Source organism: Alistipes sp., assembly GCF_048465635.1.
Lineage (GTDB): Bacteria > Bacteroidota > Bacteroidia > Bacteroidales > Rikenellaceae > Alistipes.
In genome coordinates this window covers 186394-206938 of sequence record NZ_DBFWLF010000017.1, presented here as the reverse complement: position 1 = coordinate 206938, position 20545 = coordinate 186394, and the positions used below count along the sequence as shown (strand labels likewise).

General features: G+C 61.3%; 13 protein-coding genes and 1 pseudogene. All 14 read right to left on the bottom strand.

Translation table 11 applies throughout. From position 1 onward, the window contains the following. Window positions 1–14: 14 nt before the first annotated feature. The 14 genes and pseudogenes from ACMO9O_RS07235 to rpsI all read right to left on the bottom strand — a co-directional run bounded on the left by ACMO9O_RS07235 (window position 15) and on the right by rpsI (window position 20542). Window positions 15–2201: a DUF4838 domain-containing protein gene (locus ACMO9O_RS07235; RefSeq protein WP_418983163.1), complete on the bottom strand. Its 2187-nt coding sequence runs from the start codon at window positions 2199–2201 to the stop codon at window positions 15–17. A gap of 4 nt (window positions 2202–2205) precedes the next feature. Further along, window positions 2206–4440, bottom strand: coding sequence for a GH92 family glycosyl hydrolase (locus ACMO9O_RS07230; RefSeq protein ID WP_418983161.1), 2235 nt, complete (start codon window positions 4438–4440; stop codon window positions 2206–2208). After that, the gene (locus ACMO9O_RS07225; protein ID WP_418983160.1) at window positions 4437–5447 is read right to left on the bottom strand and encodes a glycoside hydrolase family 130 protein; all 1011 of its coding nucleotides are present in this window, start codon (window positions 5445–5447) and stop codon (window positions 4437–4439) included. The genes ACMO9O_RS07230 and ACMO9O_RS07225 overlap by 4 nt, the downstream gene beginning before the upstream one ends. Window positions 5448–5657: 210 nt before the next feature. Then, a complete protein-coding gene (locus ACMO9O_RS07220) occupies window positions 5658–7013 on the bottom strand; it encodes a DUF4989 domain-containing protein (protein ID WP_418983159.1) in 1356 nt (451 codons plus the stop codon). A 95-nt stretch (window positions 7014–7108) separates the two neighbouring features. Continuing rightward, window positions 7109–8596, bottom strand: a complete 1488-nt coding sequence (locus ACMO9O_RS07215) for a BT_3987 domain-containing protein (protein ID WP_418983157.1) — start codon at window positions 8594–8596, stop codon at window positions 7109–7111. A gap of 14 nt (window positions 8597–8610) precedes the next feature. Continuing rightward, the gene (locus tag ACMO9O_RS07210) at window positions 8611–9789 is read right to left on the bottom strand and encodes a DUF1735 and LamG domain-containing protein (RefSeq protein WP_418983156.1); all 1179 of its coding nucleotides are present in this window, start codon (window positions 9787–9789) and stop codon (window positions 8611–8613) included. 13 nt (window positions 9790–9802) lie between these two features. Continuing rightward, complete coding sequence (locus ACMO9O_RS07205; RefSeq protein ID WP_418983155.1) at window positions 9803–10855, bottom strand: glycoside hydrolase family 18; 1053 nt, start codon at window positions 10853–10855, stop codon at window positions 9803–9805. 25 nt (window positions 10856–10880) lie between these two features. Next, window positions 10881–12470 (bottom strand): SusD/RagB family nutrient-binding outer membrane lipoprotein, encoded by a 1590-nt coding sequence (locus tag ACMO9O_RS07200; RefSeq protein ID WP_418983154.1) that lies wholly within the window; start codon window positions 12468–12470, stop codon window positions 10881–10883. Window positions 12471–12484: 14 nt separating this feature from the next. Beyond that, window positions 12485–15890, bottom strand: a pseudogene (locus tag ACMO9O_RS07195) (SusC/RagA family TonB-linked outer membrane protein). Window positions 15891–16075: 185 nt separating this feature from the next. Then, entirely contained in the window at window positions 16076–17014 is a 939-nt protein-coding gene (locus ACMO9O_RS07190) for a FecR family protein (RefSeq protein ID WP_418983153.1), read from the bottom strand. A 94-nt stretch (window positions 17015–17108) separates the two neighbouring features. Continuing rightward, window positions 17109–17690, bottom strand: coding sequence for an RNA polymerase sigma-70 factor (locus tag ACMO9O_RS07185; protein WP_418983152.1), 582 nt, complete (start codon window positions 17688–17690; stop codon window positions 17109–17111). A gap of 470 nt (window positions 17691–18160) precedes the next feature. Continuing rightward, on the bottom strand, window positions 18161–18991 hold the full coding sequence (tsf, locus tag ACMO9O_RS07180; RefSeq protein ID WP_418983151.1) for a translation elongation factor Ts: 831 nt from the start codon (window positions 18989–18991) through the stop codon (window positions 18161–18163). A 41-nt stretch (window positions 18992–19032) separates the two neighbouring features. After that, on the bottom strand, window positions 19033–19971 hold the full coding sequence (gene rpsB / locus ACMO9O_RS07175) for a 30S ribosomal protein S2 (protein WP_418983150.1): 939 nt from the start codon (window positions 19969–19971) through the stop codon (window positions 19033–19035). Between the two features lie 184 nt (window positions 19972–20155). Beyond that, a complete protein-coding gene (gene rpsI, locus ACMO9O_RS07170) occupies window positions 20156–20542 on the bottom strand; it encodes a 30S ribosomal protein S9 (RefSeq protein ID WP_418983149.1) in 387 nt (128 codons plus the stop codon). Window positions 20543–20545 lie beyond the last annotated feature (3 nt).

Here is a 20545-nt window from a genome sequence, read left to right as displayed (position 1 = left end):
GGTTATACTTCGCTTTACCGCACCGTCACCTCGTCGGCGAAGAACCAGCACGGGCAGCCGACGCCGTAATGCCACGACGGGCAGGTCTTGACGCCCTCGATCTCCACGCGGATATAGCGCGCCCGGACCGGCTCGGCGCTCATGACGCCCGCGGCGACGAACTTCACCGGCACGGAGCGGTCCTCCGGCAGCTCCCGGCGCCCCAGCGGGCGGTACTCCTCCCCGTCCGCGGAGACCGCATAGGTCACCGCCCGGGGCAGCAGAACCCACGCGCCCAACTGGTGCAGGAAATCCGTCTCCACATGCGTAAACTCCGTCTCGCGGCCCAGGTCGACGATGAAGGAGCCGTCGCACCCCTCCCAGCCCGTCCAGCTCTCGACGAACGTCGCCCCGCCGAACAGACCGTCGGTCAGCGTCCGTTCGCCGTCGGTCCGATACTTTTCGGCCGGTCCGTCGATCCAGACGATCCGTGCCCCGAGCGCCTTGTTCGGTTCCGCCTGCGGCAGGTAGCGCGCGCGGTAGAGGCGGCAGTATTCCGCGGGGCTGTTGCTGCGCTCGTTGAGCGTCTGCACCCCGTAGCGGGCGGTATACTCTTCGAACGTGTCGAGCGTGCGCACGACTGCGTCCAGGTCCTTTTCGGGCGAGGTGCGGGCGATCTCCAGCTCGGAGTAGAGCAGCGGCAGGCGCGCCAGCCGGACGCGGCGCAGCAGCACGCTGTCCGCCGCCACGGCTCGCTCGGCCCGGTCGAACAGGGCGTTGTAGCGCTTGCGGCACGCCGCGTTGAGCATCCCGTCCTTGTGCGAGACGGGCGAATCGTAGATCCATAGGCGCTGTCCCGAGCCGAGCAAAGCGCCCTCCAGCAATTTTTCGTAGGCGTAGAGTTCGGGCGCGGCCGGGCCATAGTAACCCCGCATGAAGCGCCGCATCAGCGAATCGACGTCCTGCGCAGGGTTCCACAGCAGTTTCGATACGACCCAGGTGCGCAGCTCCGAGAAGTCGCCGCCGTAGGAGCCGCCGATTTGCGAAAAGTGCCTCTTCACCCCGCTGCGGCGGAAGAGTTTCATGTTCTCCCCGAGGATCGGGAAGTTGGGGAACGGGGCCACCATGTTGTCGAAATTGATCCCGTAATCCCACACGAAGATGTTGTCGGTCAGCGCCGACCACCCCTCCAGCGCCCGGACGAAGGTGCGGCCCGAGGCGTTGTCCGTCAGCGGCACTTCGCGGTCGCAGTCGATGTCGCACAACATGATGTTCACATTGGGAAGCGGCCGCGACAGCCGGGGAGGCTGCATGGTGAAGAGGTAGGCCAGCGTCGAGAACTCCCGATCGGGGAAGCGCTCCGCCAGCCGGTTCAGGAAGCGGACGTAGTTGCCCGAGGGCGCGCCCTCCTCCTCGTTGACTTTTTCGCACTCCGGACAGCGGCAGTAGGTGAAGTTGCTGTCGTTCTGGCTGACGGAGATCATCCGACGGCCGGGATCGGCGCGGAAGACCGAATCGACCTTCGCGGCGGCCCGCTCGAATACCTCGTCGTTGGTCAGACACCACTGGCTCGCCCGCCCGGGCCGGCGCTCGCCGCCGATCATCGAGTACCACTCGGGGTGGTCGGCCCCGTACACCAACGCAGGCAGCAGGCGGTCGAACGTATGCACCCACAGTCCGCCCGCGAAGAGGTCGCGCGGCTCCTCCAGCCGCAGAAAAAGCCGGTAGACCGAATCCTGCGCCATGCCGTAGCCCTGACTCTGCCGGTAGCGGAAGGCGGGGTTATCCGTAAGGTCCTGCGCCGGGATTTCGATCGACTGCCGACGGTCGAGGTCATAGACCCCGGCCGCGTAGTAGTTCATCCCGAGAAATCGCTCCAGCAGGGTCACCGCCCCGTAGACCGCTCCTTTATCCCCGCCGCTACTCAGCCGCAGCACGCCGTCCGCAGTGCGGAGCCGGAAGCCGTCCTCCGTCAGGCCCGCCGTATCGGCCGCCCCGATCAGCAGATCGCCCCGGCGCGGCGTTCCCGAAATGACGGGCAGCGTCGCGCCGCTCGCCTCCCTTACGAAGCGGACGAGCAGCTGCGCGGCCGTCCGGTCGGCGGGGGTATCCTCCGCCAGAACGATCCGCGCGACCGCCCTGCCGCGGCGGGTCAGGACGGTCTGCGCCCCGACGGAGGCCGCGAGCAGCAGCGCGATGAGAAGCATCGTAAAGCGTTTCATTCCGTCAGCGGTTTTCGAGGTGGAAGGTCAGGCGGCCGCCCCGGAGCAGTTCGTCGTGCGTAAGGCGGTATGCGGTCAGCGGCTTTCCGCCGAGCGTCATCCGGTCGATATACCCCTCGCCCTGCCGCTCGATGACGAGCGTGCCGCGCGGCGTGTCGATCTCGGCCCGCTGGAAGGTGGGAGCCGTAAGCGTGTAGCAGGGTTCGCCCGGGCAGTCGGGATAGAAACCCAGCATGGTGAAGACGGCCCAGGCGGACATCGTGCCCGTGTCGTCGTTGCCGGGAATGCCGTCGGACGCGGTGGTGAAGTATCGCTCCAGCAATCGCCGCGTCTGCTGTTGCGTGCGCCACTCCTCGCCGCGGAAGCGGCTGAAAAGGTAGGCATAGGCGATGTCGGGTTCGTTCGCCGGGTCGTACAGCCCCTCGTCGAAGACCATTTGGAGCTTGTCGACGAACTTCCGCCGGCCGCCCATCAACCGGGTCAGCCCCTCCACGTCGTGCGGCACGTAGAACGTGTAGTTCCAGGCCGTCCCCTCGTGGAAGCCGGGCGCGGTGGTGAAGTTCTCGCCCGCCCGCGGATCGAAGGGGGTGAGGAACGTTCCGTCCTGCGTGATGGGCCGCAGCGTCCCGAACTCCTTGTCGTAATAATGGCGATAACCCAGCGAGCGGGCGCGAAAGAGCGCCGCATCGTCCTTGTAGCCCAATGAATCGGCCAGTCGGGCGAGCGCCGCGTCGGCCACGTAGTACTCCAGCGCATGCGAAACCGAAACGTCGCCCGCGAGGTCCTGCGCGAAGTGGCCCAGCGGAATGTAGCCCCGCTCGATATAGGGGTCGATGTCGGGCCGCAGACGGTTCTGCGCCCCGGGCGTCGTGGCCGACTTGCGCATCGCTTCGTAGGCCGTCGTAAGGTCGAAATCGCGCAGCCCCTTCATCCACGTGTCGACGATCACCGGGATGGCCGGATCGCCCTCCATCGTGAAGGTCTCGCGGCCGTAAAGCTCCCAGCGCGGCAGCCACCCCCACTCGCGGTACATGCCGACCATCGAGCGGACCATGTCGGTCTGCCGCTCGGGGTAGACCAGCGTCAGCAGCTGGTGGACGTTGCGGTAGGTGTCCCACAGCGAGAAGACCGTATAGCGGTCGCCCTCCGTCACACCGACCTCGCCGCTGCGCTCCATCAGCGGGTATTCGCCGTTCACGTCGTTCAGCAGGTTGGGGTGGATCAGCGCATGGTAGAGCGCCGTGTAGAAGACCCGCTTCTGCGCGTCCGTGCCGCCCGCAACGCGGATGCGGCCCAGATCGTCGTTCCAGCGGCGGCGGGCCTCGGCGCGGATCGCATCGAACGTAGTGCCCGCAGGCTGCTCCGTATCGAGGTTGCGGCGCGCATTTTCCGCCGAGACGTAGGAGATACCCATGCGCACCTCCACCTGTTCACCTGCGGCGAGGTCGTCGAAGGTGAACCAGTAGCCCACGTCGTCGCCGGCCAGTTCGCGGCCGTACTCCGTATAGAGCTTGTATTTCCCGTTGTCGGGCGTCCACTCCGCCTCCACGCCGGTCATCTTCCGCTGCTTCTTCCAGTAGCCCGAAGCCGACGGGGTTTTCGACACGCGCAGCACGAAGTAGACCGGAAAGACCTTTTGCGGGTTGTAGCAGAACGTGCCCAGCAACTTCATGCCCTCGATCTCCGTGGCGCTCACGCGGCGCACCACGGCCCCGCTCTCGTTGGTCAGCCCCTCGCCCAGATTCAGCAGAAGATGCCCCTCGCCGCCCGGAAATGTATACCGCTCGGCGGAGGTGCGGGGCGTGGCGGTCGCTTCGGCGCGAATACCGTATTTCGAGAGCGTGGCGGCGTAATAGCCCGGCGAGGCGGTCTGGTCGGCGACGGCGCAGCCGTACTTGCGGTAATCCACCGTCAGCTCACCCGTCGCGGCCATCGTCAAGAGCGCCCCCAGCTCGGGACAGCCCACGCCGCTCAGCGCCCCGTGCGCGAAGCCCGTGAAGAAGCTGTTTTGGTATTCGTAGGGCGTCGACCACCAGCGCGCGTCCTTGTCGTAAAGGTTCGCATCCGACCCCATGACGTTGAACGGCACGACAGCCATCATGCCGTTGGGCGTGACCGCGCCGGGGTTGCACGTCCCGAAATTGGTCGTCCCGATGAACGGATCGACCCAAGATGCCGGCTCCTGCGCCCGGGCGGTCAGCGCGAAGGCGAGGGCCGTCAGCAGCGCGAGCCGTCTCATAGGATGCTGTTTTTCTTCGTGAAGTCGATGATCTCCGGGATATAGCCGAACGCCACACCCGTCACCGTGTCGGCGCAGCCGTAGTAGACGGCGATGCGGCCCGTCGCAGGGTCGTGCAGCGCGGCGCAGGGGAACGTCACGTTGGGTACGTCGCCCGTACACTCGTACAGCTCGCGCGGCGAAATCAGATACGGACCACTGCGGGCCGTGACCTTCCACGGCTGCTCGCGGTCGAGCAGCGCCGAGCCGAACGCATAGACGTAGCCGTTGCACGAGCGCAGCACGCCGTGATAGAACAACAGCCACCCCTCCGAGGTCTCGATCGGAACGGGACCCGCGCCGATCTTCATGCACTGCCAGGCGCTCACCTCGAACGGTGCGGGCGACATGACGTGGCGGTGGCGGCCCCAGAACTCCATGTCGGGGCTTTCCGAGTAGAAGATGTCGCCGAAAGCCGTGTGGCCCGTGTCGCTCGGACGCGAGAGCATGGCGAAATTCCCGTTGATCTTGCGGGGGAAGAGCACCCCGTTGCGGTTATAGGGCAGGAAGGCGTTTTCTTGCTGGTGGAACGTCTCGAAATCCTCGGTCCACGCCACGCCGATCGTCGGGCCGTGGTAGCCGTTGCACCAGGTGACGTAGTACTTGTCCCCGATCTTCGCAACGCGCGGGTCGTAGCCGTAGACCCACTCGCCCACTTCCGCGTCGGCGCCCGTCAGTCGGAAATCCTCCTCGCGGATGTCCCACTTGAGGCCGTCGACCGAGAAGCCGACGTGGATGCGCATGCGGCGGTTCGTATCGTCGCAGCGGAAGACGCCCGCGTAGTTGTATTCGCCTTTTCGGAACGGAACGACGGCCGAATTGAAGATCGAGTTCGAGGTCGAAAGCGCATGGCGTCCGATGATCGGATTGGCCGAATAGCGCCAAAGCACTTCGTTGCTGCCGGCGGGACGCTCCTGCCACGGCATGTCGGGCAGGGGTTCCCCCTCGATTTTGTATTTGCACTCCATTTGTCTGCTTGTTTGTTAGGTTGTTAAGATCGGATAAAAGTAAGCATAAATTTCCGATTCCGCAAGACGTTCCGGCTGCCTGCGCCCGCCCGGCCGCATCGGAGCGGCAGCGGGGAGCGGACGGTAAAAAAACCGCGCGGCCGGTGTTGCTCATACCCGGGCCGCGCGGCGGTCATTTGCGGATCGGAGTCGCTTGGTTACGACTTCCGGTTACTTTTTACCCTGTACGTAGAACTCGGCGATGTCGGGAGCATACTTGCTGCCCTTCCATCCTTCGTACTTGATGTATCGGGCCGTAACGGGCTTGCGGAAGGTAATGTAGTAAGGAGATGAACTTATTTCGTCGGTCAAAAGCTCACCCAGTTGTGTCCAGGTCTCCCCGTCGTCCGAAGTGGAAAGCGCGAACCGTTCGCCCATGTACTTGATCGAGCCGTACTGCGTCATGATAACACCATGAATCTCACGGGCTTCCAGCATGTCGATCGTAAACCAGAGATAGCCTTCCCCACCCCAGCTGCTTACATAAACATCGGTATTGAGACTGCCGTCGAACAGATCGGGAATATCACCGTAACCGTTCGTTTCACCGTTCCATCCGGTCGTATCGTATTGTACCCAGTCGGGATTGGGTTCCGTGAGGAAGTCCAGCAAGCTGAAGGTCTTCGAAACGGTAACCTCGACATTGGCATCCGAACCGGACACCGTCGCACCCCCGTCGACCGGCTCGGCCCGCAGTACGATATGGTGCGTTTCGGGGTCCTCGCTGGTCAGCAGGAAATCATCGGTCAGCGTCCAGGTCATCGCCTCCGACTCCTTCTCGCCGGCGGCAACCGTCACCTCGGCGGGCGTGATGGTCTCGTCCTTTTGGAACGCCTCCGGAATGCCGGACGACTTCAGCACAAACTTCGTGTCTTTGACCACCGGACGATCCAGCACGATCTTCAACGTACACGCGATCGGCTCCTCGTTGAGAATCGTCCCGTCATAATACTTACGTTTGAAAAGCGCTTCGCTACCGCCGTCTTCAAGCACGGTCGAAGCCGTTGCAAGGTAGGGAACTTTCTCCACCGAGACCTTGGCCTCGGTCGTCGAAAGGGATACCTGAAAGCCCTCGACCGCCGTAATGCGTACGCCCAGCTCGTAGACCATCCCCGCGAGCTCGTCGGCCATGAACTGCATGTCCGTATCGTCGAAAGTAAGTTCGATCGTCTCCGAAGCGACGCTGCCGGCGGGGATGACCAGCTCCGTGGCGCTGATCGTGACCTGGTCCGCCGGGAGATTCACCACGATCGGTTCCACGCGGACGTAGACATTCTCGGGGCTGGCCTGCGCCAGCGTGACGACGTAGTTCTTCGACATCGAACCGGAGAGTTTCAGTTCGCCCGTTTCGTCGTAGGTTCCCTGATAAGTCGCCGATGTTTTGTCCGTTCCGGCGATCGCAATGCCGGCCGGAGTTTCGGGATAGCCGGCCAGATCGACCGTCTCGTCCTCGCGGCAACCGGTAAAGAGCGCCGCACCGCCCACCAGAAGGGCGAAGAGCAACGCGGATTTACGTATTGTTTTCATTGTTTGCTGTTTTTCGGTTAGTTAGCCCAGCCCGGGCCGGACCCGGAGGTCCGGCCGGAGGGCGTGAAGTGAAACGTAATCCTTTCCCGGGTCGGTCAGACTTCCGGACGGGTGTAACGATTGGGCAGATCTTCCGGATATTTATACGGCTTGGGATCGGCGAAGAAGTAGAACGTCGTCGGGTCCTTCAGCCCCGAACCGTAAATTGTTTCGGGACCGCCCTTCATCCGGTTGAAAATGTCCTGCCAATGATTTTTTATCACAATGTCCGAACCGTCCGCTCTCTTTAGCGGATCGGGTGCGAAGCCCATGAACCAGCCGTATCCCTTATCGAGCATCCTTTGGCCGGCGGAGCTGTTGAAATTGCCCCCCGATCCGCGGTTGAACTCCATCGAGATACCCGAGCACTGCGACCAGGTCATCTTACCTTTGGGGGCTGACGTTCCGCCATAGTCAGCTACGGCAATATCCACCCACTCCGAAATATCGGAACCCTCGACTTCTTCCGGGAAGCTGTAAATGCTGAAGGAGCCGTAGCAGTAAGCAACTATCAGTTTGTCGGGCATCCGCTGCCGAGTCTCGTAGCAGAGACGGGCGGCAGCTGCGGTACTGCGATTCGTATAGCAGGGATTGGTCAGATCGGGACCGGTCGAATACTCGTCGTCGAAGCAGACGCCGTCCAGGTTGTAGACCTCGCAGACATTGGCCATATCCTCGGCGAAAACACGTGCGCCGAGCGCCGAAAGCTGCGCCACGCCGGCCTGGTCGTGATTACCCAGCACACCCATCACCACCTTCATGCCCCGCTTGCGCAGCGGCTGGAGGTAGGTCTCGTTGTTGTCCAGCAGGAACTGCACCTGCGGGTTGCACTTCAGGTAGGGAGCGTTGCGCTCGCTGTGGTGGTTGATATTGCCCGAGAAGAGGCAGATCACGTCCCAGAGCAGCTTGCCGTTCTCCAGCTCGAACGACAGGGCGTTCAGCGGGTTCACGTCGTTCACCTCGAAGAAGAGGAAGCCTTTGGCCATATCCTCGCCCTTATGGCAGTTCGGCAGCGACCGCATGTCCTGCATCAGGTAGACGCAGTGGGTCTGCTTGAAGGTCACTCCGGAAGCCGTGACGGCGACGGGAATCATGTAGGTCTTGCCGACCTCGAGGTCCTCGGCGGCCGAGACGGCCATACCCACCTTGAACTCTCCGCCCGCAACGGCCGTGAAAGCGCCTTCGTTCTCGAAGAGAACTTTGTCGGCGGGATAGAGCAGGTAGTCGGTGTGGTTGGCGGCGTTGTACTCCTCCAGATAGGCGGCGTCGAACGCAGCCGTGGCCTTGAAGCCCTCGGGAACGCGCGTCAGGTGGAGTTTCACGTCGGTCGAATAGCTCTCGCTCCACAATTCGACGGAGTTCTCGGCCTGGTTGGTCTCACCGTCGGAGATCGTAGCGCCGGTTCCGGCCATTCCGCCTTCGATCGGAGCGCTGCCGTTCCACTCGCCGACATAAATATCGTCCTTGCAGGAGACGGTCGTCGCAGCGCACAACAGTGCGGCGGCCGCGGCAAGTATGCCTGATTTGAAATAGCTCGTTTTCATCTTTTGCAAATTTATTATTCGATTACGGGAAGGCTCACCGGAATCCACTCGGGCGTGCCGCCCGTTGCGGTGAGGTTCGTGCCGTGGGCATAGTCCTTGATCTGGCTGCCGGCGCCGTCGTTGAACTTCCAGTAGGCCACCAGACCCGGCGTCGTAGGGCTGACGTCGTACATGTTGTCGCGGATCTCCTCGGCGGTGCGCTGGACGCCCCAGATGCGCAGCTCCGAGATTTCACCGGGCAGCCAGCGCTCGTTGTTCCACGCCTTGCCGATGTAGCAACCGTTCGATTGGCCGGTCAGCGTCACCGAACCGGAGAGCGGCGCATTAGAATAAGCTACCTGCTCGCCGTTCTGGTAGTAGTAGCGTTCGCCGGTCGCGGCATCCCATACGATAGCAATGTGCACCCACTCGTTGACCGGAAGCCCCGGAGCCACGTTCGGCTCGGGCCAGTTGCCGCCCGAGGGGGCCACCATCTGCAACTGGTCGCGCGGACGGTCGCTGTCGCCCACACGGATCAGGAAGTAGCCCTCGATGCCGAAGACCGTGCTCAGCGGGTCGCCGCGGTCGGCGATCCAATCCGAACTGCGGAGCAGCGCCTCGACCGTCACGGACTTCATGCCCTTGACCAACTGCTGCGCCTCGGCGGACCAGTTGACCGTGAAGTACATTTCGGCGATGTTGGCCACCACGTTGATCAGCGCACCGGCGCGAACGATGTAGTAGACCGTGCAGCGGCTGTCCAGGCGGTCGACGCCGTTGCAGTCGGTAACGGTCACCGGAAGCACGTAACGCGTCTTCTTGTCGAGCGTGTTAAGCCCCTTGAAGAGCACTTCGACCGGGTCGCCCGAGACCGCACCCGCTTCGATGGTGACCTGCTTCTGAGGCAGCTCGTAGTATTCGGCGGGCAGGGCCACGGCCTGGTCGCGGTAGATCATGTTGTAATCGGCCGTCAGCTGCGGCATCGCCTCCAGCGTCACGGTCACCGCCTCTTCGACGGGCTGTGCCAGACGCGTCTCGATCGTACGGGTGTAGTCCGGCTCGTCCTCCTTGATCAGCAGGTCGTCGTTGAGAATCGCCGACGAGATGTAGAATTTGTTGTCGAAGTGGTGCTTGTCGAGGTCCTCGTTCTTGCAGCCGGTCAGTGCCGCCGCGGCGAGGGTCGTAAGAACCAGTATATAACGATTGAATTTCATGGCTTGTCGGGTTTTAGAGTGAGGGATTCATCATACTGATCGCCTCGCGGATCGCGGGATAGACGAACGTAAGGTTGTAGTAGTCGTACTGCGCATCCTCGATCATCAGTCCGGCCCGGACGAACGTATCCGACGGACGCACCATCCAGTCGGCGCAGCCCCAGATCGCACGCATCTGATCGCCGGAGGCGTCGGTCATGCTCCAGTAGCCGAACATATGCTTGTCGTCGCCCGGACGCGTGGTCTGCGCCGTCACGACGACCCGGTCGGTCGGCACGCCCGCAGCCGAGATGGCCGTCAGGACGGTGTACGAGAGGTCGTCATAGGTCTTGACTGCGTTGGAGGGGACGATCAGGTAATCGCAGTCGTCGAGGATCGTGCGGTTCTTCTCCAGCAGATAGACGGCGTTGCCGCGGAAGGTCATGACGTGCGACGGATGCGCCGTGCGCCACGTGCGGATCGGGTTCAGGAAAGCGTCCTGCCGCGCCGTATAGATGGCCAGGTCGGCCTCCTGCATGCTCTCGAGCGTGCGGCCCGCATAGCTGAAGGTGATGCCGTCAAAGCCCCACCGATCGCAATAGCCGAGCATCTCTTCGGTGCGGGCGGCGATAAAGGCCAGCGCCTCCTCCTCGGTAAGATCCGGATTGCTCTTGAGCTTCAGCGCCCACTCGGCTTCGAGCACCGCGAAGTCGATGTTGTAGATCGTGCGGGTCCCCTTCTCGTGCACCTTTTCGATCTCCTCGACGGTCATCGGATGGAGCACGGCGGGGTTGTTGAGCGAAATGAAATCCACGCTGTCGGGCATCATGGTCACGTGCTCGTTGCGACGCGTGGGAATCGCTCCGTCGGCGGGGTTCTCCAGCGTCAGGAAGACGACCTTGTGCGGACCTGCCTTATACTCCCGGAGCGTCTGCATGTACTGGGCGTACAGCTCGGGATTCGCCTCCTCGAACGAAGGATAGACCACATCGAGACCTTCGGGCTCGACCAGATCGCTGCAGCCTCCCGCGAAGAGGGCGGCAACGAGCGTAAGCGGCAAGATGGATTGCTTGATTCTGCGTATCATAATCTTTAAGATTCAGGGTTGATTACTATCTCACGTTGGGATTGCAGTCCCACCAGAGGCGAACAGACATCTTGTCCTGACCGCCCAGGTACTGATCGACGGCCGCCTGGATCGTCTCGCCGTTGATCTCATACTCGGTCAGCGGATAGGTAAGACGGCGCGCGCCCAGCTTGAGGTTGGTGATATCGGGGTTGTTGTTGACCGCCACCTGGAACAGGCGCGGATATCCCGTACGGCGGAAGTCGGCCCAAGCCTCGCTTCCCAGCGGGAAGTTGGCGATCCACTTCTGGGTGATGATGCGTTCGAGGTTCTCCTCGAAAGCGCCGTCGTTGAGCGGATTCCAGGGGATGGTGATGGTCGACTCGTTCGTGTAGTTGAAGCCGAACGCCGGATCGTTGTAGCTTCCCGGAACGGCCTCCGACGCAAGGTAGTCGGCCGTCTTGTCGGCAACGCCGCAGCGCTCCATCGACAGACGGACGCCCTGCTCGTAAAAGGACTGCGCGTCACCGCCCATCGACCAGTTGCGCAGCGCACCTTCGGCGCGCAGGAACGCGACCTCCGAGGCGTTGATCCACATGAGCGACGTGGAGGCTGTGACCTTGTAGAGCGAATAGTAGTTGATCTGGTCGTCCTCCGGAATCTGAATGCCGTTGCGCAGGCCGATATAGCCGTTCGTGATGCCCGTTCCCTTGAACGTCGACACGCTGAAATAGTTGTCGCGGCGCGGGTCGTCGTAACCGTTCATGAACGAGGTGATGTCGGCGGCGATACGGTGGTCGCCCTGTCCGGACTTATAGCTGAAGAAGCAGACGTAGAACGGGTTTCCGTCCTTGCCGAAGCCCGTGTACATGGCGTTGTCGGCGTTGCTCTCGATCACGCCCAGCTCCGAGGATACGGCCTGTTCGGCCATCTCTTTCGCCAGCGTGGGGTTGGCATAGACGATACGCATGGCCAGGCGCAGCTTGAGCGAGTTGGCCAGCCGGCCCCACTTCTCCAGATTGCCGCCGTAGAGACGGTCCGCATCGGCCGAGATCATGTTGGTCCGATTGCGCGTAAGCACCTCGATGGCTTCGTTCAGGTCCTTGAACATGGCCGTATAGACCTCCTCTTCCGAATCGAGGGGAACCGGATCGACGCCCGTGCCGACTTTGGTGTAGGGGATCGGCCCGTAGGTGTCGGCCACGCGGTGGACGCCGGCGACCTTCACCACCTTCGCCACGGCGATGGCCTTCTCGTCCTCGGTGACCTTGCACAGCTCCGAGAAGTTCGAAATCTGGTGGGTGTAAATCACGCGGTAGAAGACCTCCGACCAGTTCGACTGCGGGTCGTAGGTCGAGAACTTGCCGGTGTTGAAGCCGCTGTTCGCATCGGCGATGTAACCGCCGTAGGGACCGCCCAGCAGCAGGTCAGTGAACTGGCACTGGTTGACGTCGGTCGGAATCACCCAGCTCTGCATCGTCGTCAGGAACGAACGCATGTTATAGCCGTCGCGCTCCATCTCTTCGCCCGTAACCTCGTAGGGGTTGCGGTTGATATCTTCGAAGTTGGCCGTACACGACGCGGCCGCAAGGGCTGCCGCTGCGAGGGCCGTTTTGGTTATCGATATATATTTCATGGCGTTTTAGCTTGTTAGAATTTGACACGCACGTTGAAACCGATGCTGCGCATGGAAGGCATCATGAAGTAGTCGATGCCCTGATAGTAGTTGTCCATCGTAGCGACCGCCTCGGGATCGAACGGAGCCTTGTTGTAGATCATCCAGAGGTTGCGGCCCACGATCGACACGGTGATGTCGCACACGTCGCCCAGCTTCTTGCGGGGGATCGTATAGCCGATCGACGCCTCCTGCAGGCGGACGTTGGTCGCCGAGTAGGTGTAGTACTGGGGCGTCGTGTCGCCGTTGGCGATGGTCTGATACCACTTCTGCGCATCGATCCGGTCGTTGCCGTTGATCGTTACGCCGCCCGCGTCGCGCGCATCGGCCGAGGTGGCCGAAACGCCGTAGTAATCCAGCACGGCCTGCGTGCGCGAGTAGACCACGCCGCCCAGACGGGCCGTGACGAGGAAGCCGAAGTTGAAGTTGCGCCAGCGGAAGTCGTTGCGCCACGCCAGGTTGGCATCGGGGAACACCGAACCCAGTTTGACGAAATCCTTCGACTGGGTTTTGTTGTCGACGAAGATGTTGCCGTCGGGGTCCTGATAGATGTCGCCGTTCGAATCGCGGCGCAGGTCGGCGCGCGAATAGATGTCGCCCAGCGAGCCGCCCTCGCGCAGGATGAAGCGCACGTTGCCCATGCCGCCCACGTTCAGGTCGCCGATGGGGGTCTCCTTGCCCGTATTGGGGTCGATGACGCTCTGGCCCAGCTTCATGATCTTGTTGCGGTTGGCGCTGGCCGTGAAAGTGGTCTCCCAGGAGAATTTGTTCCAGGTGTTCTTGTAACCCAGCGAAGCCTCGAAACCGCGGTTGCGCACGTCGCCGTCCTGCTTGTAAACCTTGCTGTACATGGAGCTGGCGGCGATACCCGTATTGAAGGTCTGGTTGACCGTACGCGTGTTATAATAGGAGATGTCGAAGTTGAAGTGGCGCAGGAAGCGCATCGTCAGACCTACCTCGAACGACTTGGTGCGCTCGGGTTTCAGGTCGTAGAGCGGGCTTTGCGAGGAGATGTTCCAGCTGTCGGTCGATCCGTTCCACGAGCGGGTCGGGTTGGCGTAGAAGCGCGAGAAAGCCAGACCTACCGAAGCGTACGAGGTACGCAGCTTGATGTAGGAGAGGTTCTTGGGCATGTTGGGGATGATCTCCGAGACGACCACCGACGCACCGAACGAGGGATAGAAGAACGACGAGTTGACCGAGTTGGGTCCGGCCAGCTGCGACGGCCAGTCGTTACGGCCCGTCACGGTCAGGTAGTAAGCTCCCTTGAAGCCGACCTCGGCCGAGAAGAAGATCGACTGCGCCTGCTCGCGCCAGCCGTTCTGCTCGCGCACGGTGGCCGAACGGGAGAGGTTGTAGACGTTGAAGACGTTGGGAATGTTGTTCGGCTCCTTGATCGGGTTGCCGTCCTTGTCGTAACCGGTCTGGAGACCGTAGGCGATCGGACCGCGGACCTTGAGAGCGTCGGACTGCATGTCCGAAATCGAAGCGCCGATGTTGGCCTGCAGCGTCCAGTTCTCGCCGAAGGATTTGTTGATGTTGAGCATCACGTCGCCGTAGGTCTGCTTGTCGTGCGTCTTGGTGATGCCGTAGAGTCCGTTGGGCGACATTTCGGTACGCAGCGGGTTGGTCGAAGCGTAATACTTCTCCTCGAAGTTGCTGCTCGAATTGTCCACCCGGATACGCCCTGCCACCGACAGCCAGTCGAGAATGTCGTACGTGAGCGTAGCGTTGAACATGTAGCGGTCCTTGCGCGTCTCGCGCAGGTTGCGGTAGTTGATCCAGTAGGGGTTCTGCATCTGGTAGGTGTCGGTTCCCATCGTGGGCCAGTACTGCTCGGAAATGCCGCGGGCCGTGTTGTAACGCTCGTACATCTGGATGTCCGACCAGTCGTCGCCGCGCGGGAAGAGGTAGGCCGAAACCAGCGGGTTGGAGTAGACGCCCTGGTTGACCATGTTGCGGTCCTTCTGGATGATGTAGCTGGCGCCGACGTCCAGTTTGAGTTTGTCCTTGAGGAACGAGGTGGTGTTGCGGAAAGTGAAGTTGTAACGGTCGTAACCGTTGTTGGGGGTGATGCCGCGCGAGTTGACCGCACCGGCCGAAGCGTAGGTCTGGCTGCGCTCGCCGCCCGTGGAGAGGGAGACGGTCTCCGTTCCCACGACGCCGGTCTGGAAGTAGTCGTCGGCGGGGTCGAAGCCCTGGTAGTTGAAGCTGTTCAGGCGGGAACCCCACGAGTAGATGCCCGTCGTCGATCCGGCCAGCATGTCGCCCGTCCCGTAGCGGGTCTGGAACATGGGCATGACGAAAGGCGTGAGCACTTCGGTGTTGCTGGTGACGGTCACCGTGGTCTGGCCGGCCTTACCCTTTTTCGTATTGATGAGGATGGCGCCGTTGGCAGCGTCAGAACCGTAGAGGGCCGCAGCGGCGGCGCCCGACAGCACGGTCATCGACTCGATGTCCTCGGGATTGAGGTCGGCGATGGCCTCCGACGAACCCTGCGATTCGAACTCCTTGCCTCCGTCGCCGCGGAAGTTGCACATCGGAATACCGTCGATCACGTAGAGCGCATTGGACGACTGCTCGATCGACTTCGAACCGCGCATGACCACCTTCGAAGCGCCGCCGATACCCGACGAAGAGGTGTTGATATTCAGACCGGCGACCTTGCCGTTGAGCGAGTTGATGAAGTTGGCGTCCTTGACGGCCACGATATCCTCCGAATTGACCTGTTGCGCATTGTAGGACAGCGCCTTCTCCGAACGCTTGATACCCAGGGCGGTCACCACGACGGCGTCCATGCTGACGGCCGACTCTTTCAGGGTGATGTCGAGGGTGGTGCGGCTGCCGACGGGAATTTCTACCGTCTCATAGCCTAAATAGTTGACAACCAAGACAGCCGAAGATGCGGGGGGGGGGAATTTGCAGGGTGTATTCTCCGGCCACTCCGGTGCTCGTGCCGAGTGTGGTGTCCTTGACGATCACCGCGGCACCGATAATCGGCTGACCCTGGGCATCGAGGACCGTACCCGAGACGGTTACGGGCGCATTGTCGGCCGCCTGCTTGGGCGAGAGGACGATGTTCGTGCCGCTGATCTTGTAGGCGATGGAGGTGTTTTCGAGCATCTGGTCCAGCACGGCGGTCAGCGGCAGCTCTTTTGCATGTACGCTGACGGCCTGCTTGAGATCGAGACCTTCGTTATAGACGAAGAGGTAGCTGGTCTGCTGCTCGATCCGGCTCATGACCTGTCCGAGTTGGGCCTTATCCATGTCGAGGGTCACCCGGACACCCTGCGCATACGTCTCCCGCGGAAGCAGGGACAGGCAGGCGGCAAATACGACGGTAAACAGCATTTTGAATTGCTGAATACTTATTTTATTCATAATTTTGTGAATTAAGGATCAATAGTCTTACACTGAGTGGAAATGTAAAGGTCTATGGTCCGCGTGAGCTGCAGGTTTTAGGGGTCTGCAGCTCCTTTTTTCATTCCATAGACGCGTAGCGAGGTCGGCTGTTCTACGGCATAGGCAGGTCGGTTTTTTAGGTTCTACAATAGTTTATCGGTCGATTATCGAATATAAATCTCGTTGGTCTCGCGGTTGATCTCGTAGGTAAAGTCGGCTCCGGTCTGCAGGATGCGCATCGCATGTTCGATGCCGTCCGAAATGCGGAGTTTGCCGCGGCAGCTCAGGCGCGGCAGGTCGTCGCGCAGCACCTTGATGCGGATGCCGTACGACTTCTCGATCCGGGGGATCAACTCTCCGAACGAGGCGTCCTTCAGGCTGATGATGCCCTGCGTCCAGAGGAAGTCGTCGTGGTTGTCGATCTGCTCGAGGTTGAGATGGCCCCCCACCAACGTCACGCACTCGTCGGGACGGAGAATGACCTGCTCGCCGGCCGAGAGGTGGTTGACCACCCGCACGCGGCCGCGCATCAGCGCGGTCGAGAAGCGTCCGGCCTGCTCGTCGGCCTGCACGTTGAACTTCGTGCCGAGCACCTCCACGTCGCAGGCGAAGGTCTCGACGATGAACGGGCGCTTCGCATCGGGCGCAACCTCGAACATCGCCTCGCCCGAAAGCCGCACGCGGCGGCTGTCGCCGGCGAACGCCGTGGGATAGTCCATCGTCGTACCCGCGTTGAGCCAGATGACGGAGCCGTCCTGCAATTTCATGCTGATGCGCTGTCCGTCGGGAACGATGATCGAGGTCAGCTCGCCCGCCAGACGCTTCATCTGCCGGACGCTGAAGTACCACCCGCTGCCGGCCATCAGCAAGATCGCCGCAGCGGCCGCAGCCGTGAAACGCAGCACGCGGCGCAGCGTGAACACCTTCCGGCGGCGGAGCTGCGCCGCCTCGGGCGCATGCAGCACCATCGCGTTGTAAGCCGCGTCGTACCGGTCCATCTCCCGCCGGTGTTCGGGATTGGCTGCCAGCCACGTCAGCACGGCCGATTCCTCTTCCGCCGTGGCTTCGCAACGCATGAATCGAAGCAATGTCTCTCTGTCCATAACACTATAATAACAAACAAGTGCGCCGACCTTACAGGCTTCGGCGCACTTCGGATGCAAATAAATATTTTTAAGATATTGTGTAAATATTTTACTAACTTATTTCTTTGATTCCCAACAGGATGAGCGCCACCGGCAGATAGTCTTTCAACTCGGCGCGCAGCAGGGCCAGCGCACGCTGCATCTCGGAGGTGACGCGGCGGACGGTGATCCCCTGCTCGCGGGCGATCTCGGCGTAGGTCTTGTCGTAGAAACGGTTGGCTTCGAAGACGATGCGCGTGAGTTCGGGCATGGTCGAGAGCGCCTGCCGCACGATCTGCGACACCTCTTCGGCGAAGAGCCGCTCCGGATCGCACGCTTCGAGCGAGGCGATATTGGCCGACACCATCCGGTATTGCCTGCCGTGAAGGTGTTTCTGGATGCGCAGGTGGGTCTGCTGGGCCTGCAGGTAGTTCAGGCAGTTGTTCTTGACCGACGTCAGCAGATAGGCCGGGGCATTCAGATCGTCCGCCAGCCGCTCGCGGTTCTCCCAGAATGCGACGAAACTGTCCGTCACCAGGTCTTCGGCGACCACTGCATCCCGGACGTATCGGCGGGCGATGACCACGAACCGCCGATACCACTGGGTATACAACTGTCCGAATTCAAAACGGTTCGTCTGGGTTTCCGGATTCATTGCTGGTTTGGTCGGGTGAACAAAATTAGGATAAACTTTTTTGATTCACAAATCGTAAGGTCTCTTTTGCAGGAGCTTCTGCCGATTTTTTCGCACCTTTCCGGGTCGGCAGTCCGTACCACTGCGCGCAAGCCTGATCGCCGTACCGTCCCCGCAGCGCAGCGCACGGCAAAAAACACGAGTTGCGCCGTGTGCACGCAGCCCCGGTCCTATCCGCGAAACCGTGCGTCTTGCCCGACTGCCCTACCCTTTCGATGGGTCGGGGTTTGCGCATTGGCCGGCTCCCCGCTGTTCAGCCGCAGTTCGCAACGACACCGCCCTACCCTTTCTGCCGATCAGGTTCGTGACAACTATCGACTATCCTTTCGCTTTGAGTCCGGCCGGATTCTGCGGCAATTATCCACCCCCACCTATAATAAAAAGCAGGGCTGAAAGTATTCAGCCCTGCTTTTCCTGTATAATGCTTCGGATTATTCGCCCAGCGCGAAGCGCTTGTAGGCGATCACCGTAGCCTCTTTGTCGGCCTTGTGGATGAAGTCGGCGATCGACTCCTTCTCGCCTACCACGCACTGGTTGAGCAGCGTGTTCTCCTCGAAGAACTTGCGCATCTTGCCCTCGGCGATCTTCTCCAGAATGGCTTCGGGTTTGTTGGCGTTCTTCGGGTCCTGCTTCATGGCCTCGACGGCGATCTTGCGCTCGTGCTCCACCACGTCGGCGGGGCAGTCGGCCTCCGAGATCGAAACGGGAGCCATCGCCGTAGCCTGCATGGCGACGGTGTGGGCCACCTCGGCGGGAACCTCCTTGTTGAAGCCCAGGATCGTGCCCAGCTTCTTATTGAAGTGTACATAGGCGGCGCAGTAGGGAGCCTCGATGCGGGCGTAGAACGCCAGCTCGATCTTCTCGCCCGTCTGGCCCGATTTCTCGGTCACCAGCTCCTCGACCGTACGGCCTTCGGCGTTCTTGGCGGCCAGCAGGGCGTCGCGGTCGGCGGCGTCGGCGGCGACGGCAACCTCCAGCATGGCGTTGGCCGAAGCGGAGTACTCGGCGTTCTGAGCCACGAAGTCGGTCTCGCAGGCCAGGCAGAGCATGTAGGCCTTTTGGCCGACGATCTTCGTCACGACCACGCCCTCGGTAGCGGTGCGGTCGGCACGCTTGGCCACGACCAGCTTGCCCTTTTCGCGGATAATGTCCTGAGCGCGGTCGTAATCGCCGTTCGCCTCTTCGAGGGCCTTCTTACAGTCCATCATCCCGGCGCCGGTCATCTTACGGAGCTTCATTACATCAGCTGCTTTGATTTCCATATCTTTTGCTTTTTTATTCGTGATTAACTTCTTCGGTGCAATTACTCTGCCTTGACTTCGGCAGCAGGCTCAGCAGCGGGTTCAGCCGTCTCGGCGACCGCCACGACCTCGACCTCAGCCACCGCTGCAGGCTCCTCGAAGGGAGTCTCCACCGCGGCCACCACCTCCCTGACGGCCTCTTCCTCGGCATCGACCGTAGCCCTCACGGCTTTCTTGATGCGGGGTTTGCCCTCCTTGCGGGGAGCGGCGTCGGCCGAAGCCTCGGCCTCCTGGGCCTCTTTCTCCTTCTCGAGCTTGCGCTCCTCCGTGCCCTCGGCGATTGCGGCGCACATGGCTTCGATGACCACGGCGATCGACTTGGAAGCATCGTCATTTGCCGGTATAACGTAATCAATGTCGGTCGGATCACAACAAGTGTCTACCATGGCAAATACGGGGATGCTCAGTCGCTTGGCCTCACGGACGGCGTTGGACTCCTTCTGTACGTCGACGACGAACAGGGCGGCCGGAAGGCGCGTAAGGTCGGCGATCGAACCGAGGTTCTTCTCGAGCTTGGCGCGCTGACGCGCGATCTGGAGCTTCTCGCGCTTGGAGAAGTTATCGAACGTGCCGTCGGTGGTCATCTTGTCGATGGTGGCCATTTTCTTGACGGCTTTGCGTATCGTGGGGAAGTTTGTCAGCATACCGCCGGCCCAACGCTCGGTGACGTAAGGCATTCCGACGGCTGCCACCTTTTCGGCAACGATCTCTTTGGCTTGTTTCTTGGTGGCGACGAACAGCACGCGGCGACCGCTCTTGGCGATCTGCTTGATGGCTGCGGCGGCCTCATCGATCTTGAGCACGGTCTTGTGCAGGTCGATGATGTGGATGCCGTTCTTCTCCATGAAGATGTAAGGAGCCATTTTGGGGTTCCACTTGCGCTTCAGGTGACCGAAGTGCGCGCCGGCTTCCAGTAATGTATTAAAATCAGTACGTGACATTTTGATGCGTGTTTGTAATTTTAATTCTCTTTTCATCAACGCTCCGGGTAGCGGGTCTCCCGATCCCGGGACGTTTTCCGCGGCGTGGCAAACGCAAGGTAATACCGATTATATTATATAGGTAGTCCCCACGTTTTGGCGACCGACGCCGTGCATTGCCGAAAATTCGGTCGTTCGCGGCGGATTAACGCTTGCTGAACTGGAACTTGCGACGTGCTCCGGGCTGACCGGGCTTCTTACGCTCAACCTCGCGGGGATCGCGCGTGAGGAATCCGGCCTTCTTGAGGGTCGGACGCATCTCGGCGTCAATCTCGCACAGGGCACGTGCGATGCCCAGACGAGCTGCCGAAGCCTGTCCCGTGATACCACCGCCATCGAGGTTGATGACGATGTCGTAATTCTCCACCGTGTTGGTGGCCAGCAGCGGCTGCTTGACCTGGTACTGGAGAATCTCGAGCGGGAAGTAAACCTCGAGCGCTTTGCGGTTGATTGTAATCTGCCCCTTGCCCGGCTTCACGTATACGCGAGCCACAGCGGCCTTGCGACGACCTACGGTGTTTACAACTTCCATAAC

What these genes read in the sequence shown, in the direction of transcription:
- ACMO9O_RS07200 (WP_418983154.1), bottom strand. Translation starts at nt 12,470, where the DNA reads ATGAAATATATATCGATAACCAAAACGGCCCTCGCAGCGGCAGCCCTT.
- ACMO9O_RS07220 (WP_418983159.1), bottom strand. Translation starts at nt 7,013, where the DNA reads ATGAAAACAATACGTAAATCCGCGTTGCTCTTCGCCCTTCTGGTGGGC.
- ACMO9O_RS07210 (WP_418983156.1), bottom strand. Translation starts at nt 9,789, where the DNA reads ATGAAATTCAATCGTTATATACTGGTTCTTACGACCCTCGCCGCGGCG.
- rpsB (WP_418983150.1), bottom strand. Translation starts at nt 19,971, where the DNA reads ATGTCACGTACTGATTTTAATACATTACTGGAAGCCGGCGCGCACTTC.
- tsf (WP_418983151.1), bottom strand. Translation starts at nt 18,991, where the DNA reads ATGGAAATCAAAGCAGCTGATGTAATGAAGCTCCGTAAGATGACCGGC.
- ACMO9O_RS07230 (WP_418983161.1), bottom strand. Translation starts at nt 4,440, where the DNA reads ATGAGACGGCTCGCGCTGCTGACGGCCCTCGCCTTCGCGCTGACCGCC.
- ACMO9O_RS07235 (WP_418983163.1), bottom strand. Translation starts at nt 2,201, where the DNA reads ATGAAACGCTTTACGATGCTTCTCATCGCGCTGCTGCTCGCGGCCTCC.
- ACMO9O_RS07215 (WP_418983157.1), bottom strand. Translation starts at nt 8,596, where the DNA reads ATGAAAACGAGCTATTTCAAATCAGGCATACTTGCCGCGGCCGCCGCA.
- rpsI (WP_418983149.1), bottom strand. Translation starts at nt 20,542, where the DNA reads ATGGAAGTTGTAAACACCGTAGGTCGTCGCAAGGCCGCTGTGGCTCGC.
- ACMO9O_RS07185 (WP_418983152.1), bottom strand. Translation starts at nt 17,690, where the DNA reads ATGAATCCGGAAACCCAGACGAACCGTTTTGAATTCGGACAGTTGTAT.
- ACMO9O_RS07190 (WP_418983153.1), bottom strand. Translation starts at nt 17,014, where the DNA reads ATGGACAGAGAGACATTGCTTCGATTCATGCGTTGCGAAGCCACGGCG.
- ACMO9O_RS07205 (WP_418983155.1), bottom strand. Translation starts at nt 10,855, where the DNA reads ATGATACGCAGAATCAAGCAATCCATCTTGCCGCTTACGCTCGTTGCC.
- ACMO9O_RS07225 (WP_418983160.1), bottom strand. Translation starts at nt 5,447, where the DNA reads ATGGAGTGCAAATACAAAATCGAGGGGGAACCCCTGCCCGACATGCCG.